The sequence below is a fragment of the Streptomyces sp. W16 genome, assembly GCF_033194735.1.
Lineage (GTDB): Bacteria > Actinomycetota > Actinomycetes > Streptomycetales > Streptomycetaceae > Streptomyces.
The window spans coordinates 1-1551 of the sequence record NZ_JAWOAI010001033.1; the positions used below are offsets into that span (position 1 = coordinate 1).

Sequence of the window (1551 nt, forward strand, 5' to 3'; positions counted from 1 at the left end):
CTCGGACCGGCAGCTGCTCCAACTCCCGGCGCCCGAGGGATGGTTGGCGGGCGCCGGGCTGTGGAGCGAGGACGGGGTGCTGCAACTGCCGTACGCCACACGGGACGAGCCGTGCGGTGTGCTGCGGTTGGCGGTGCCCAGGGGGGCGGGGGGAACGGGGGACTCGGGGAGCCCGGGGGCGGGGGCCCCTGCGGCTACGGGGGCTACGGGGGCTACGGGGGAAACACGCCCGGGGGATCCGGTTCGGGACGGGACGGCGGGTGCGCCTGGGGAGGCCGCGCCGGAGCCGTCACCACCGTCCGAACCGGTTCCTCCGGTGCCGGTCGCACCGCGTCCGGTGCCGTTGCGGGAAGCGCCACTCAACGGCCGGGTGGCCGTCGGGTAACAAAGTGGTGCGGCTCGGTAACGAAGTCGTTCCGGACGGCAGGCCGTCTCGCTTCACCCCGGGAACGGCTGGATAAGATCGCCGAGCTGTATGAAGGATCTTGTTACTACGGGGTGAAGTTTCCGATGAACGACACGAGCACCGCACAGAACATGTCTGCCGACACTCACGACGCCTCCGGCCACGGCAAGCACCGGGGCCCGGTCTCGGCACAGGACGGCGATTCGGCCACCCACGGCCGGCACCGCAAGCCGTCCGAGCAGTCCGAGTACGCGAACGCCTGACGGTACGTCAGACGGCGTGCGTCACTTCGCACGACACGGCCCCGCTCGTCCCCGGACGGGCGGGGCCGTTTCTCATGCCGTGCCCGGCTCCCGCCTGAGCCCGAGCACCTCGGCGGCCGCGAACGTCTCCCCCGCCGGTCGCCGGGCGTAGTGCGGAGTGAGTACGGCGTCCAGCTCGTCGTAGCTGAAGGTGTCCTGCTTGCTGTCGAACTTGGCCTGCACATGCGGGCGTTCGACGATCGCGACCATGCCACCGTGGACGACGAGCAGCTGTCCGTTGATCCGTGCGGCGGCGGGTGAGGCCAAGTAGCCGACGAGCGGGGCGACATGCTCGGGGGCGAGCGGGTCGAGGCCGTCGTCGGGCTCCTGGAAACCGGCGAAGACGTCCTCGGTCATCCGGGTGCGGGCGCGCGGGCAGATGGCGTTCGCGGTGACGCCGTACTTGGCCAGCGCGAGGGCCGTGGAGGTGGTCAGGCCGACGATTCCGCCTTTCGCCGCCGCATAGTTGGGCTGCCCCGCGGAACCGGCGAGGAACGCCTCGGACGAGGTGTTCACGATCCGCCCGTACACCGGCGCGCCCGTCTCCTTGGACCGCCTGCGCCAGTGCGCGGACGCGAAGTGGGTCGTGTTGAAGTGGCCCTTGAGGTGGACCCGGATCACCGAGTCCCACTCGCCCTCCGTCATGGAGAAGACCATGCGGTCGCGCAGGATGCCCGCGTTGTTGACGAGGATGTCGAGCCCGCCGAGTTCCTCGATCGCCAACTCGACCAGCTCGCTCGCCTGTTGGGTGTCGGCCACGTCCCCGGTGTGGGCGACGGCCCGGCCGCCCGCCTCGCGGATCTCGGCGGCGACCCGTTCGGCGGGGCCCGCGGAGGCCTCGCC

2 protein-coding genes are annotated in these 1551 nt (G+C 71.3%); one reads left to right on the forward strand and one right to left on the reverse strand.

What is annotated here, in order from left to right:
- Positions 1 to 537: 537 nt before the first annotated feature.
- Positions 538 to 669 carry a hypothetical protein gene (locus tag R6V09_RS52780; RefSeq protein ID WP_317888502.1) on the forward strand — a complete coding sequence of 44 codons (132 nt, stop codon included), beginning with the start codon at positions 538 to 540 and terminating at the stop codon, positions 667 to 669.
- 72 nt (positions 670 to 741) lie between these two features.
- On the opposite strand, the gene R6V09_RS52785 is transcribed toward R6V09_RS52780, so the two are convergent.
- Positions 742 to 1551, reverse strand: an 810-nt coding sequence (locus R6V09_RS52785) for a 3-oxoacyl-ACP reductase (protein WP_317888501.1), incomplete at its 5' end; no start/stop codon positions are given.